Annotated in this window: 13 protein-coding genes; 8 read left to right on the top strand and 5 right to left on the bottom strand. The window is 36.2% G+C overall.

The genetic code is table 11. The annotated features are described in order from the left end of the window. Positions 1–100: 100 nt before the first annotated feature. Genes FN817_RS13210 through FN817_RS13200 form a run of 3 tightly spaced genes read right to left on the bottom strand, consistent with a single transcriptional unit; the run spans position 101 to position 3114 of the window. Positions 101–1636: a M61 family metallopeptidase gene (locus tag FN817_RS13210; protein WP_142718351.1), complete on the bottom strand. Its 1536-nt coding sequence runs from the start codon at positions 1634–1636 to the stop codon at positions 101–103. A 55-nt stretch (positions 1637–1691) separates the two neighbouring features. Beyond that, the gene (locus tag FN817_RS13205) at positions 1692–2387 is read right to left on the bottom strand and encodes an AIM24 family protein (protein ID WP_228451553.1); all 696 of its coding nucleotides are present in this window, start codon (positions 2385–2387) and stop codon (positions 1692–1694) included. 31 nt (positions 2388–2418) lie between these two features. Then, positions 2419–3114, bottom strand: a complete 696-nt coding sequence (locus tag FN817_RS13200; RefSeq protein WP_142718350.1) for a hypothetical protein — start codon at positions 3112–3114, stop codon at positions 2419–2421. Positions 3115–3288: 174 nt separating this feature from the next. Between FN817_RS13200 and queA the strand changes: the two genes are divergently transcribed. From queA to FN817_RS13170, 6 genes are all read left to right on the top strand, one after another. Then, positions 3289–4338 carry a tRNA preQ1(34) S-adenosylmethionine ribosyltransferase-isomerase QueA gene (gene queA, locus FN817_RS13195; RefSeq protein WP_047421442.1) on the top strand — a complete coding sequence of 350 codons (1050 nt, stop codon included), beginning with the start codon at positions 3289–3291 and terminating at the stop codon, positions 4336–4338. 71 nt (positions 4339–4409) lie between these two features. After that, the gene (gene rlmN / locus FN817_RS13190; protein WP_047421443.1) at positions 4410–5444 is read left to right on the top strand and encodes a 23S rRNA (adenine(2503)-C(2))-methyltransferase RlmN; all 1035 of its coding nucleotides are present in this window, start codon (positions 4410–4412) and stop codon (positions 5442–5444) included. Positions 5445–5516: 72 nt separating this feature from the next. Then, positions 5517–6467 carry a sterol desaturase family protein gene (locus FN817_RS13185; RefSeq protein ID WP_142718349.1) on the top strand — a complete coding sequence of 317 codons (951 nt, stop codon included), beginning with the start codon at positions 5517–5519 and terminating at the stop codon, positions 6465–6467. Positions 6468–6818: 351 nt separating this feature from the next. After that, positions 6819–7727: an SdiA-regulated/phytase-like domain-containing protein gene (locus tag FN817_RS13180; RefSeq protein ID WP_142718348.1), complete on the top strand. Its 909-nt coding sequence runs from the start codon at positions 6819–6821 to the stop codon at positions 7725–7727. Between the two features lie 72 nt (positions 7728–7799). Further along, on the top strand, positions 7800–8777 hold the full coding sequence (locus tag FN817_RS13175; protein ID WP_047421446.1) for a polyprenyl synthetase family protein: 978 nt from the start codon (positions 7800–7802) through the stop codon (positions 8775–8777). A gap of 255 nt (positions 8778–9032) precedes the next feature. After that, positions 9033–9827 (top strand): hypothetical protein, encoded by a 795-nt coding sequence (locus FN817_RS13170; protein ID WP_142718347.1) that lies wholly within the window; start codon positions 9033–9035, stop codon positions 9825–9827. Positions 9828–10034: 207 nt separating this feature from the next. Here FN817_RS13170 and FN817_RS13165 read toward each other — a convergent pair whose 3' ends face one another. Then, entirely contained in the window at positions 10035–10331 is a 297-nt protein-coding gene (locus FN817_RS13165) for a hypothetical protein (RefSeq protein WP_228451552.1), read from the bottom strand. 135 nt (positions 10332–10466) lie between these two features. Here FN817_RS13165 and FN817_RS13160 point away from each other — a divergent pair, with 135 nt between their 5' ends. Both FN817_RS13160 and FN817_RS13155 read left to right on the top strand, forming a co-directional pair. After that, positions 10467–12899 (top strand): alpha-ketoacid dehydrogenase subunit alpha/beta, encoded by a 2433-nt coding sequence (locus FN817_RS13160; RefSeq protein WP_142718346.1) that lies wholly within the window; start codon positions 10467–10469, stop codon positions 12897–12899. A 125-nt stretch (positions 12900–13024) separates the two neighbouring features. Beyond that, positions 13025–13861 carry a DUF7003 family protein gene (locus FN817_RS13155; protein WP_142718345.1) on the top strand — a complete coding sequence of 279 codons (837 nt, stop codon included), beginning with the start codon at positions 13025–13027 and terminating at the stop codon, positions 13859–13861. Between the two features lie 2 nt (positions 13862–13863). Here FN817_RS13155 and FN817_RS13150 read toward each other — a convergent pair whose 3' ends face one another. Then, entirely contained in the window at positions 13864–14280 is a 417-nt protein-coding gene (locus tag FN817_RS13150; RefSeq protein ID WP_142718344.1) for a carboxymuconolactone decarboxylase family protein, read from the bottom strand. Positions 14281–14324: the final 44 nt, after the last annotated feature.

Raw genomic sequence — 14324 nt, 5'->3', positions numbered from 1 at the left:
GGAGAGTTATAGAGTTAGAGGGTTAGAGGGGTTGAGGGTTAGAGGGGTTGAAGGGCGAGTGGGGTATTTGTAATTGATCTTTTATTAATTTGTTTAAAAATTATTGATTGATCCAGGCTTTTCTTAGTGCCAGTTGCTTTAGATCCGGGTTGGGGAAGGTGGTTACTTTTCCGGTGGCTTCATCATAGTTAAAACCAGCTTTTTCAAGATATTCTTTTAAAGGAATGGGCTGGGTGCCTTCCACAAAATCCCTGAAAAATGTACGTATTTCCGGATAGGTTATTTTGGTAATTTCATCAAACAGATCATCCTCGTTGAAATATTTCCCTTCACCATATTTTTTCATAAGTAGCTGCATCAGATCCTGAGTTCCCATTTTACCACCAGAAAGCTCTCTTAATCTGATGTCTAGGCATAACCCTACTAATGCTCCTTTCTGATAAAAATTCATATACTGATCCTGTCTTTCCATGGAGTTTTTACTCAGTTCCGTAAGGGAAAATTTGTTGTCAAACTCTTTCATTCCATGTATCTTTTCTTCCAGGCTCTTTTCAAACTCTTCCAGACTGATCATTTTTTGTTTGACAGGCATATGAATCGTAGCATATTCTGTCATTCCCTCATACAGCCAAAGATGTTTAGACATAACAGGATTCAGGAAATCATAATGCTGAATTTCTCCTGAATGGATGTTGAGAGGGGTAACAATATGGAAAAACTCATGGGAAGCCACTCTGTTTAAAGCATTCGGAAGAAACTTCATACTTCCCGAGCGGTACAGACAGACTGTAGAGTGGGAATGTTCCAGGCCATCTCCCAGAAATCCTTTCTCATTTGAAGATTCATAGTAGATCAGAAAAGCATATTTATTTACCGGTAATGTTCCTCCCAGATACGCTTGCTGGTTTTTCAGAATATTCTCTATTTCACGGGCTATTGTTTTTGAATAATGCCGCTCTTTATTGTTATAGAACGAGACAAGAACTTCGGTATGACCTATTTTCAGCCATGTTGTATCAGGAACACAATATAAAACAGGAGAATCTACCAATTGCCGGTAATCTTTAGCCCAGACAATGTCAGTATTCTTATTTTTCTGTGTATAATCCAGGGCTGAAGAAGCATAAAAATCCTTGTTTTTTGTAATATTGATCTGATAAGGAATATCTTTCATTTCTTCAAAATATCCTACTAAAGAATTATAGTTGATGACGAAAACACTGTCTTTTATAAACATGCTTCCCGGAGATTTGGCTTCCTGGGTATCATTTTTCAAAGAATCCCAACCGTCAGCTACCTGATAGGATATTTTATGTACATGTTTAAGATCATGCACCAGCCAGCTGTTTTTATCCAGCCTTTCGGTCAGTATTTTTTTTCCATTCTTGTCGGTGGCTGCAAAATTTGAAACATATTGCCCGAAATTCATAGCCTGATAAAATCCGGGAACCAGTTTAGGGATAATAAACTTACCGTGTTGAAGAGTGTTCCTTGGAGGAGCAAATGAAACCCGGACTTCATCGTTGGATATATGAAGAAGATCTATATTGTATTCGTAATTATTCTTTGATTTTTGGGCTATAATTATATTAGGAATTATAACGGTCAGAAAAAATAGCTTTATAATAGTATTCATTGCTATTGCTTTAAGTACTACGAAAATACAAAATTACCTCTGAGGTTTGCGGACTTTATTTTTCCATATAATAAACCTCTTCGTAAGGCTGGATCAATACCCATCCGTGGCCTGAAAACTTCATCTGAAATTCTTCACCGCTTCCTCTTCCGATAAGGCTTTTAAAAGAAACATTTGTTTTAAGTTCCGGGCTCAGATTTCCGGACCATGCAACAGTAGCATTAGGATCTGTGAAAACAGGTGTATCAGGAGTTACCAGTAATGTCAATGGATCTCCGTGAGTGGTAATCGCAATATGTCCCGTTCCTGAAAGTTTCACCTGGAAAAGTCCGCCGGACATCATTCCTGCAATACTCTTAAGCATGGTAATATCGCTGTTTACAGTTTGTTCATGAGCAAGAACATCATTTCCGTTCACACATACAGATTCATTATTCAGATAAAGGATACGTACTTTCTTTCCGGAGTCTGCTACATACAATTTCCCGGTTCCTTCAGCTTTCATAAGCTTACTTCCTTCACCACTGATTGCTTTTTTAAGAAGGTTTCCAATTCCTCCGGCCAGCATTCCCTGTCTTTCAAAATTGATATTTCCCACATAGCTTACCATACTTCCTTTTTTAGTCCATACCGCCTGATTATTTAGGTTGATTTCCAGAAGATGTTTGGTTTCCAGCTCAAAATAATCTCTTTGCTGCGGATTTTCTTTTGTTTCGTTGATAAATGCTTCTATTGAATATTTGCTCATCATGATAATTTTTTGATTTGTTGTTTTTATAGTGTTATTGTTTTAGTTTGTCGAGTTTATATTCCCTTTTGTTACTTTTAGGATTCAGATCCACAAATTCATACTCTTCAAAATTGGCAAGTCTGGCCCTGAACATTTCAGTTGCTTTTTCTGGTGACCAGGTTTTAGGATAATGAAAACCTTCAAATTCAACATTGAAAATCTCTGCTTTGAAATCATGGGAAAACTCATCATCACCCGCATAGGTTAATGCTATTTTGCCGGTCCATGTAATATCATACCGATTATTATCTTTTTTTGAAAAACTGATCTGGTGCCCGGCACAGCTGTCATGCCCCAGCAGATAAATACTGAAGGCAAGATCATCGCCATCAAAATGATGTTCAGACGGAAGATCATTGCTGAAAAGATCATTTTTAATAACGGTGTCGAAGTCCAGTTTTTCATCAAGGTTGTTAATTCTGATTCCTCTCTGTTCACCCCAATAATTTGACGAGAGTGTACAGGTATGATAATTTCCCCATACGATTTTGGAGTTCCAGTCAGGCAGATCTTCGTCTTCTTCCTCACCGTTTTCGTCATCATTTGCATAATAATTTTCAGTTTTTAAATGAAAATCAAACCAGATAAATCCATATTCATCAATTCGCCCGCTCCAGTTGAACATAACGATTTTATGACCGTTAGGATACGGATTATTAAGGAAGTAGATTTTGCTTACTGGCTCCATGCTGAATTTAATTTTTCCAAAAATAGAACTTTTTAAGCTTAAAAATCCCCGTAAAATCACGGTTTTATATTTCATTGTAAATAATACTTGACAAAGGGGTATTCAATGTCGTATATTTGCACTCCGAAAATTACACCTTGTAATTACAATAATTTTTAAACCGTAATTTAAAAAATGAAAACATCAGATTTTAATTTTGATCTTCCTGCGGAATTATTAGCAGAACACCCATCAGAGCACAGAGACGAAGCCAGATTAATGGTACTTGATAGAAAAACACAAACTATTGAGCACAAATTATTCAAGGATGTAGTAGATTATTTTGATGAGGATGATTTGTTTATCTTCAATAATACTAAGGTTTTCCCTGCTCGTCTTTACGGAAATAAAGAAAAAACAGGTGCTAAAATTGAAGTTTTCTTATTAAGAGAGCTTGATAAAGAAACCAGAGTTTGGGATGTGTTGGTAGACCCGGCAAGAAAAATCAGAATTGGTAACAAATTATTCTTCACTGAAGATGAATCTTTGGTAGCAGAAGTTATTGATAACACCACTTCAAGAGGAAGAACATTAAGATTCTTATTCGACGGTTCTTACGACGAATTCAGAACGAAATTAAAAGAATTGGGAGAAACTCCACTTCCAAAGTATATCAAAAGAGCAGTAGAGCCGGAAGATGCAGAAAGATATCAGACGATCTATGCTAAAATAGAAGGAGCAGTTGCTGCACCTACAGCAGGTCTTCACTTCTCTAAGCATTTGATGAAGAGATTAGAGATCAAAGGAATCAATTTTGCTGAAGTTACCCTTCACGTAGGATTGGGAACATTCAACCCGATTGAGGTAGAAGATCTTTCTAAACACAAAATGGAATCTGAAGAGATCATCATCGATGAAAAAAATGCTGAGCTTATCAACAGAGCAGTAGAATCTCACAGAAGAGTTTGTGCGGTAGGTACTACCACAATGAGAGCATTGGAAACTTCTGTTTCTTCAAACAAAAAGATCTCTGCTTTCAACGGATGGACCAATAAATTCATTTATCCGCCTCACGATTTCGGAGTAGCTACTTCAATGATCACTAACTTCCACACACCGAAGTCTACATTGCTTATGATGATTGCAGCATTTGCCGGAAAAGATTTCGTAATGCATGCTTATGAAGAAGCCGTAAAAGAAAAGTATAAATTCTATTCTTACGGTGACGCAATGTTAATTCTATAAAAAAGATAATAGGTAAAAGGTGGCAGGTAGTAGTTATCCGCCACCTGCTATCTATAATCTACAACCTTACAATGAAAGATATCCGTATATTATCACTGGACCAGCTTAAAGATTACTTTGAGTCTTTAGGAGAAAAACCGTTTCGTGCGAAACAGGTCTATGACTGGCTATGGAGTAAAAACCTCCATTCGATAGATGAAATGACGAATCTTTCGAAATCTCTTCGTGAAAAAATTTCCGAAGAATATACAATTAACCCTGTTTCCGTAGACCTTCTTCAAAAAAGTACTGACGGAACCATCAAAAACGGAGTGAAGCTTCATGACGGACTGATGGTGGAATCTGTTCTTATTCCTACAGAAACAAGAACTACAGCCTGTGTATCTTCGCAGGTAGGATGCTCACTAAACTGCGAATTCTGTGCTACAGCAAAACTGAAAAGGATGAGAAACCTTGAAGTAGCTGAAATTGTAGATCAGGTAGCCCTGATTGACAGCCAGAGCAGAATGTACTTCGAGAGACCGCTTTCCAACATCGTATTTATGGGAATGGGAGAGCCGATGATGAATTACAAAAATGTAGTGGAAGCCATCAGAAAAATTACCCAGCCGGAAGGATTGGGAATGTCTCCAAGAAGAATCACTGTTTCTACATCCGGTATTCCAAAGATGATCAAAATGCTTGCTGATGACGAATTGCGTGTGAAACTGGCTTTATCCCTTCACTCAGCTATCGAATCCAAGCGTAACGAGATCATGCCTTTCTCGGATAAATTTCCGTTGACGGATATTATGGAATCCCTTCAGTACTGGTATCAAAAGACAGGTTCTGTCATTACTTTTGAATACTGTGTATGGAAAGGAATCAATGACGGGGATGAAGATATTAAAGCTTTAATCAAATACTGCAAACAGGTTCCTTCAAAAGTAAACCTTATTCAATACAACCCTATTGGTGACGGAAAATATGACCAATGCAACAAACAGGCGGAAGAAAACTATATCCGTCAGCTTGAAAATGCAGGTATTACCGTAATGGTCAGAAGAAGCCGTGGAGGTGATATTGATGCAGCTTGCGGGCAATTGGCCAACAAAGCAACGGATTAAAATTTCCTTAAAAAAAATCAAAACTTCCTTAAAAAAAAGTTAAAACCCTACCTTTGCACAAATTATTTTGTGATGATGGATTTTCTTATGAGCGAGGATGGGCTGGAAAATGTGTATGCATGGGCTATTCCGCTGCATGCAACCGTTATTTTAGCTGAAATGATTTACAGCCACGTTTCAGAAGCGAAGTTATATAGCGGGAAAGATCTTGCTACCAATATTTATCTGGCATTGATGAACTTTGGTCTGGACCTTATTATGAAAGCATTTGCCATGGGCGTTATGTTTTTCTTCTACAACCACAGACTTTTTTCATGGGATCTTAGTGTATGGTATCTGCTGGCTTGTTTTGTAATCACGGATTTCGCCTATTACGTACTGCATTATGTTGACCATCGTTCCAGAGCATTCTGGGCAGTGCATATCACACACCACAGTTCAGAATACTTTAACCTTACAACAGGATTCAGAAGTCCTGTATTGCAGCCGCTATACAGATATTTATATTTTTCACCGCTTGCATTTTTAGGATTCAATCCGTGGCATATTATGGTAGCTTACGCCATTGGCCAGGTTTACGGAACGTGGGTTCATACGCAGACTGTGAAGAGTATGGGATTTTTAGAATATATTCTTGTCACTCCTTCCCATCACCGTGTTCATCATGCATGTAATGTAAAATATCTGGATAAGAACATGGGAATGTGCCTGATCATCTGGGATAAAATATTTGGAACTTTTCAAAAAGAAGATCCTAATATTCCTGTAAAATATGGAATCTATCCTAAAATGCCGGACAACAGACCAGATACAGTCCTTTTTTATGAATGGAGAAAAATCTGGAAAGATCTTAAGCAGCCCGGATTAAAATTCACTGACAGAATTAATTATATTTTCAACTCACCGGGATGGAGACATGACGGAACAGGAAAAACGGTAAGGCAATACCAGAAAGAATACTTTGCAAAACAGGCAAAAAAGAAAGAACAACAGCAAACTCAGGAAGAGCAGAAAACTGCTTAAACTTGTTTTTAAAATCAATAGAAATCTAATGAAAAACGGGCTATTTTAGCTCGTTTTTCTATTTTAGGAATGAAAGAAAAAAATCGGAACAATGAAAACTATAATAAAAGAAGAAATTTGAGGCATAACGAGTAAACCCCCTTTGCTGGGTAAAACGCCGTTGCGACCATAAAAATTTTAAAAATAGTTAAGATCTTAGCATCATTAGCGTTTAAAAAAATAGCTTATAGATAATCCCTCAAACCCTCAAACCCTCAAACCCTCAAACTCTCAAACTCTCAAACTCTCAACCCTCGAATCCCGAACCCCGAACCCCACATCCAATTCAGAATAAAGTCCTATTTTTGTTATATGAAAAAATTCTTTCTGATTGTTGCTCTCATCATTACTCAATCTGCATTTTCCCAGCAGACCGACTTTCTGAAAATAAAAAAATACAGGGTTAATTATCTGAATGATAAGATTGAAGAAACTTCCGGACTTGATATTTTAAACGGAAAATTATACACTTTCAACGATAGTGGAAATCCAGCCGAACTTTTTGAAATTGATAAAAATAATGGCGAAATTATCCGAACACTGAAAACCAATTTGATTAATAATGATTGGGAAGCTTTGGCGAATGACGGTGAAAATTTTTATATCGGAGATTTTGGAAATAATACAGGAACAAGGAAAGATCTGATGATTTATAAAGTTCCTTATGAACGTCTCGATACATCTGTTACCATTAAAATTCCCGGCTCGGAAAGAGCTTTAGACGGAACGAAAATTTCTTTTTATTATCCCGAACAGACAGAATTTATTTCCAAAAACACCAGAAATGATTTTGATGCGGAAGCCATGATCTATTTGAACGGGAAGCTGCATATCTTTACGAAAGAATGGGCTTCAAAAGCAACCTCACATTATATTGTAAATCCTGAAATTTCAGAACTGCAAAAAGCAGAAAAAATAGAAGCCTATAAAACGGGTTTTGTCGTTACAGATGCTTCCTATTTTGATAAAAAGCTTTATTTGGTGGGATATACCAGGAAAACTGAAGTTTTTTTAGATATCTTTACCGAAACGGAGCCCGGAATATTTTTCAAAGAAAAACCAAAGCATTATTATTTGGGGACAGCTCTTTCATTAGCTCAGATTGAAGGAATAAGTGTAGATGAAACGGGAATTTATATTTCCGGTGAAAAATTTAAATCTCCGCTGGGAACTACAAAACCTTCTTTTTATTTTATCCCGAAAGATCAACTCAAAGATTAATTTGTCTTAAAATTGAGCGAAAAAAATTATCTTTGTGAGAATTAATAATTATTCACCCAGCATTCGCAGATTGTGGCAAATACAGTAGAAGAGATTAAACGACCGATCAATGATGAAATGAAACTTTTTGAACAGAAGTTTTATGAATCAATGCAGAGTAAAGTAGCTTTATTAGATAAAGTAACCCGTTTTATTGTTACCACCAAAGGAAAGCAGATGCGCCCAATGTTTGTGTTTCTTTGTGCTAAACTTGTGGGTGAAGTCACTGAAAAGACGTATCGCGGTGCTTCTATGATCGAGCTGATTCATACCGCAACTCTTGTACATGATGATGTGGTGGATGAGAGTTTTAAACGTCGTAATTTCTTTTCAATCAATGCTTTGTGGAAGAATAAAATTGCAGTTTTGGTAGGTGATTACCTCTTGTCAAAATCAGTTTTATTATCAACTGACCATAAAGATTATGATTTACTTGGTGTCATTTCCAGAACAATCCGTGAAATGTCAGAAGGTGAACTTCTTCAGCTGGAAAAAGCGAGAAAGCTGGATATTACTGAAGATGTTTATTATGAGATTATCCGCCAGAAAACAGCAACTCTGATTGCAGCATGCTGTGAGATAGGAGTTCTTTCCAATAATGCAGATGAAGCTTTGGCTAAGAAGATGATGGACTTTGGAACCTTTACAGGAATGGCATTTCAGATCAAAGATGATCTTTTCGATTATTTAAGTTCAAACGTGATCGGAAAGCCTGTAGGAATTGATATTAAAGAACAGAAAATGACTTTGCCTTTAATTCATACCCTGAAAATAGCTGGTGAAAAAGATAGAAAATACTATTTCGATACCATAAAACGATACAATAACAATCCCAAACGCGTAAAAGAGCTTATAGAATTCGTCAAAACCTCTGGTGGATTGGAATATGCTATTACGGTTATGAAAGATTTTCAGCAGAAAGCTAAAAATATTCTGGACGAATTCCCGGATTCTGAAGCAAGAAAATCGTTGCATATTATGCTTGATTATGTAATTGAAAGAAAATTTTAAGATAATTTTTTTGTATCAATCCCGGTCTTTATTCTCTTATTTCCTTTAATCCTGCATGGTTATTGAGTTCTTGTTGTTGGATAGAAAAAAGCTCTATCTCTTAATAATTCAATGAGTTGTGATTGGTTTATTCTTTTGTACTAGTAAATTGCTGTAAACTAATATTTTGCTTAACTCAAATAAAGTGTTTGTTAATAATTCATTGGTTTTCAACATAATTGTTGTTTATTTGTCATTACAAAAAAACAACAAATAATGAAAAAAATTCAGACAATGATGATAGCATGTGCTATCAGTTCAGGCTTTCTTACGTATGCTCAAGTAGGAATAGGTACTCAAAATCCCCAGACAACTTTTCACATTGACGGTTCTAAAGACAATCCTGCTACGGGAACTCCTTCAGTGGCTCAACAGGATAATGATTTTAGTGTAACTTCTGCTGCTAAAGTAGGGATAGGAACAATTTCTCCAACTGAAAAGCTGGATGTGGCATCCGGAAATGCCCGTATCCGTAATATTAACTCGAATATAGGTATCGGAGGAACGGACAGGGTTGTTGTAGCTGATGCTACTGGAGTACTAAAGACTATAGATTTCACTGCTTATTCGCTGTTTCATGCGCGTTTAGCAGCTAACCAGAACATCAGTTCTTCTACAATTACTACTTTATTATTTGCTGCACCGATAGCAACTTCTCCTTTCTACTCTTATAATGCAGGAACTGGAGTATTAACCTTCAATCAGGCTGGAAATTATCTGATAACATTACAGGCAAGTTTTACCAATATGCCTGCAGATACTCAGTTGCTCATTGGCATCAGACCTGTACCGGATGCTAATTACCTGGGAAGAGGAAGCCATTATAATGCGGTTGCTTCTTCAGGAACGGTAGGGGAATTGATGAACTATACAACAGTAGTGGTAGCGCCCACAGCAGGATATCAGATCCGTTTTACAGCAGCTCCCAATCAAAATGCTACGATTATTGCAACAGAAACAGGATCCACAGGAAGTGGAAATGTTACCAATGTAACCGTTCAGAAGATATAATTCTATCTTTACTTTAATCAAAACAAAAGTGTTTTGTATAAGTTTTCGGGAAACTGGAAATGTATACAGAACACTTTCTTTTTTTATATTCAGAATCTGATATTGCTTCAGCTTAAAAATAGAAAGAGCTTAATAATAAGTTCTCATATTTCCTGTGATTATCCTTATATATTACCCTGAAATATAGAATTAAGCGAAAATTTTAAATTAAATAATTTTCAGAGTTACAATAATAACAGCTAGAACTATACAAAATAAAGCGATTAAAAATAAATAATCCGCAATACCCTCAAAGGTAGATTCGCGCTTTTCAATTTTCGTTCTGATAGCCAGAAAAGAAAAGAAGCAGCTACAGGCAAAAAGAATACAGGCAAATCCTGCAAATTCGTCCAAATACGTACTCTGACTGATCTTAGAAATTTTCAATGAGGTAATAATGATTAAAGAAAATCCTAAAAGATTGCTGGAAGCATTCAAAATGTGAGGTGACTTTTTTTCCATCATTTACAATTTTTATCAAAATAAAGCACAATTTTTTTTATTATCAAATTTTTAAAAAAGATTATTAAAAATTAAAATTAATTTAAAAAGTGTATATTAGCAAAATACTTGAAGATTAAAAAACTTTTTTACTTAGCTATGCAAACAACCTATATTGAAACACAGCAAATATCCTTTCAAGATTTTAAAAATCAGATACTTGAAGACTACAGGTTAGGAAGGATCTCTCGTGAAATGTCTTATCTCGGAAGGAGAGAAGTACTCACTGGAAAAGCTAAATTCGGAATTTTTGGGGATGGAAAAGAACTTCCTCAGCTTGCTATGGCGAAAGTTTTCAGAAATGGGGACTTCCGTTCAGGATATTACAGGGATCAGACTTTTGCATTGGCAATAGATGCCTTAACAGTAGAAAGTTTCTTTGCACAGATGTATGCAGATACAAGCGTGGAAAGAGAGCCTGCTTCAGCCGGAAGACAAATGAACGGGCATTTCGCAACAAGAAGTTTAAATGAAGACGGGAGCTGGAAAGATCTGACAGCTCAGAAAAATATCTCTTCGGATATTTCTCCTACAGCAGGGCAAATGCCAAGATTATTGGGGTTGGCTCAGGCTTCTACAATTTATAAAAGTGTAAAATTTGAAGGTTCAGAAAAATTCTCAAGAGAAGGGAACGAAATTGCTTTCGGAACAATCGGAGATGCTTCTACAGCAGAAGGTCATTTCTGGGAAACTCTGAATGCTGCATGTGCACTTCAGGTTCCTATGATTGTTTCTATCTGGGATGATGGATACGGAATTTCAGTTCCTACTAAAAATCAAAGAGCAAAAGCTGACATCAGCGAGATGCTAAGCGGTTTCCAGAGAAAAGAAGGTGATAATCAGGGATGTGAAATCATCCAGGTGAAAGCTTGGGATTATCCTGCATTATTGGATGCATATGCTAAGGCAGAACATTTTGCAAGAACAGAAAGTGTACCGGTAGTAGTTCATGTTATTGATGTTACTCAACCTCAGGGACACTCTACATCCGGATCTCACGAAAGATATAAAAATGAAGAACGTCTGGCTTGGGAAGCTGAGTTTGACGGATTGGCAAAATTCAAAGAATGGATTTTGAACTATTCTATTGAAATTGATGGAAATGAAGAGGTGATTGCTACTGCTGAAGAGCTGGAAGCTATTGATGAAGAAGCAAAAAAGATTGCAAAATCCGGACAGAAAACGGCTTGGGAAAACTATCAGAAAGCAGTTTCAGAACTTATTCAGTCTATCTTACCTTTGGTAGAAAACCTTAAAGGACAGAATGCTGAAGTTGAAACCTACATTTCTCAATTCAATAAACTTGTTTCAAAAGCTAAAAAGGACATTTTCCATTTAGTAAGAAGAGCTTTACTGGTAACAAGAGGAACCCATTCTGCAGAAAGAAATCAGTTGATGCAGAAATACAATGAAGTTGCCGCAGTTGAAAAAGACAATTATTCATCTCACTTATACTCTCAGTCTGAGTGGAAGTCTGAAAACATTCAGGAGATTAAGCCGGTATATTCCGACAGCTCTGAAGATGTTGATGGAAGAGTAGTGATCAGAAACAACTTTGACAAAATTTTTGAAAAATATCCTGAAACCTTGATCTTTGGTGAAGATACCGGAAATATCGGTGATGTAAACCAGGGATTGGAAGGAATGCAGGAAAAATATGGTGCTTTACGTATCGCTGATACAGGAATCCGTGAAGCAACGATTCTTGGACAGGGAATTGGTATGGCCATGAGAGGTTTAAGACCAATCGCTGAAATCCAGTATTTAGACTATGTTCTTTACTGTTTACAGGGAATGAGTGATGATTTAGCAACGGTACATTACAGAACGAAAGGAGGTCAGAAAGCTCCATTGATCATCAGAACCAGAGGTCACAGATTGGAAGGAATCTGGCATTCAGGTTCTCCAATGGCGGGTATTCTTAACCTTTCAAAAGGAATTCTGGTATTGGTACCTAGAAACCTTACAAAAGCTGCCGGATTCTATAACACAATGCTTCAGGCTGACGAACCTGCGATCATCGTAGAATGTCTGAATGGATACAGATTAAAAGAGAAACAACCAGATAACTTAGGAGAATTCACAGTTCCTGTAGGGAAAATTGAAGTAACTAAAGAAGGAAAAGACGTTACTTTGGTCACTTACGGTTCTACATGGAGAATTGTAACAGAAGCTGCCAATGAGTTGGAAAAACTGGGAATTTCTGCAGAAGTAATTGATATTCAGTCGTTGATTCCTTTCGATTTATCTCACGAAATTGCTGAAAGTGTTAAGAAAACCAACAGGTTAGTCGTGATTGACGAAGATGTGGAAGGAGGAACTACAGGATTCATCTTACAGCAGATCCTTGAAAAGCAGAAAGCATTCAGATACCTGGATTCTGATCCGTTGACAATCTCTGCAAATGATCACAGACCTGCGTATGCAAGTGATGGTGACTATTTCAGTAAGCCGTCTACAGACGATATGGTAGAAAAAATCTACGCTATGTTTAATGAAACAAATCCTCAGAAATATCCAGCGATATTCTAATTGGGATTTTAGATAAATTTTGAAACCGCTTCCTTTGGGGAGCGGTTTTTTTATTATCATTATGGGAAATTTGTACATTTAAGGAATTTATAAATATTTTTATAGATTATCTTTAAATTAACCTTATGAAACGAGCATTCATCGTATATATGCTTTTTGCATTATTTTTTTGTAAAGCACAAAATTATACTGAAACAGAAATTTTAGATCAGTTGGATTTAGCTTTCAATGGTAAACCCAGTAAATATTTTCCTCAAAAAAAATCGAAAGAAATTCACTATAATTTTTTTCTTGATTTGGAACATGGTTACTTTATGACAGCGGGAAACCGGATACATTTATATGGTGATGGAGAGCAGTGGGCAATAGTTTTTGAAAAAAATGGATACCAAAACAGAGCAACGAGAGCTGAAATTGAGCTTAACTATATCGGTAACTGTATTAATTATTCTATAGAAAAATATTCTGAGATAAATTATATAAGCAACACTAATTATATTGTTCTAATTGATAGTAATGAATTCGAAAGGATTGAAAATAAAGGAGGGAGCGGCTTGGAAACATTTGAACATATTGGAGAGCAGATTAAAGAGATAAAAATCCGGAATCAATTTGTTCCTTTTAATAATAATTATAGAGATTATGAAAAGGTAGGAATTACAATAGAAAACTTTGATAAGGATCGAAAATTAATTGGATTTGGTGATTTAATAAGATATTATAATGAAGTAAATCCAACATTACTTTATGCCTCAGAAGATGAAATAAAAATGCATATTCCTAAAAAATTAAAAAAAATAATAACTATAGACAAGTTTAATTATAACAGAACAATTTTACCGAGTAAGCAGGATACCTATAAGATGATAGCTAAGGTTTTGGTTTCCAGAAATTCCTTCTATTGGAATCCTACTTTACCTTTTAATAATCATTGGAGTCACTGGGAATCCGGAAATTTATAATTCTAATTCTCCTCAGCCAAAGTAATCCTCAGTTTATTCAAAGTATTCATCAACGTTATACTTGCTGTAAGTTCTACAATTTCCCTTTCTGTAAATTGCTCTATCAGTTTTGTTTTGGTGTCATGCCAGTTATCTTTGCTGTAAATAACGGCTTCAGCCCATTCTAAAACAAGCTTTTGTTGGGCGTCGAAGGCATTGGTGTGTTTCCAGCCCGGAAGTCTGTTAATCACATCCTGTTCAAAGCCAAAATCAGAGAGTTCTTTTGCATGATAACTGCAGCAATAAGCACAGCCGTTAATTTGAGAAACCCGAAGTTCAACGAGTGCAATTAATTTTTGATCAATCCCGGATTTTCTAATGCTGTTGTGGGCCTTATACAGATTTCCAATAGTTTCTTTTGCAATTTCTTTGTAATTCATAATGAAAATTTTTATGCAAATTTGCATCAGAAACACTTCAGAAC

Origin of the sequence: Chryseobacterium rhizoplanae (assembly GCF_900182655.1) — a bacterium.
GTDB lineage: Bacteria > Bacteroidota > Bacteroidia > Flavobacteriales > Weeksellaceae > Chryseobacterium > Chryseobacterium rhizoplanae.
This window is presented reverse-complemented; position numbering and strand designations above follow the sequence as displayed.